Origin of the sequence: Vibrio sp. 10N.222.46.A1 (genome assembly GCF_041473595.1) — a bacterium.
Taxonomy (GTDB): domain Bacteria; phylum Pseudomonadota; class Gammaproteobacteria; order Enterobacterales; family Vibrionaceae; genus Vibrio; species Vibrio tasmaniensis_A.
The window spans coordinates 1-462 of record NZ_JBFRSN010001017.1 but is presented as its reverse complement, the minus strand read 5'-3'; the positions used below and the strand labels follow the sequence as shown (position 1 = coordinate 462).

At 45.7% G+C, this 462-nt stretch carries 1 protein-coding gene; it reads right to left on the bottom strand.

The annotated features are described in order from the left end of the window. A partial coding sequence (locus AB4496_RS23235; protein WP_372132123.1) for a P-loop domain-containing protein occupies positions 1-462 on the bottom strand: 462 nt, incomplete at both ends.

Below are 462 nucleotides of genomic sequence, written 5' to 3'. Positions count from 1 at the left end.
ACCTAGGCCAGTCACATCACCTTGGTTTGGCGCGTTTAGCGTCACACTTAAAGACTCTGGTGCTAGGAAAGGAACTGCGCCTTTCATTGGCAGGTCGCAGTTACCTGCAATACGAGGTAATACACTGCCATTTGCAACGAATGCTGCTAGGTTGTTTTCTTCCAATTGAGCACGCAATGCGTCTTGGTCTTCAACAGCTTCACAATGCTTAATCATCGCTTCGATGTTGAGTTCGCGTTCAAGCGTTGCGCGACGAATAAACTTAGGCAAATAGAATGTAATGATGTTGATTGCTTTCTTTGCAAGAATACTACGACCATCAGCGGGTAGGTTGATACGAAAACGAATTTCGATACCGTGCTCGGTGAAAACCACAGATGTGTTATCCAAAACAGTTTGGCCGGTTAGTGCGATAGACACGGTCGCTTCTTGCTTAGCAAATTCAGAGAAGCTACGTGCAAT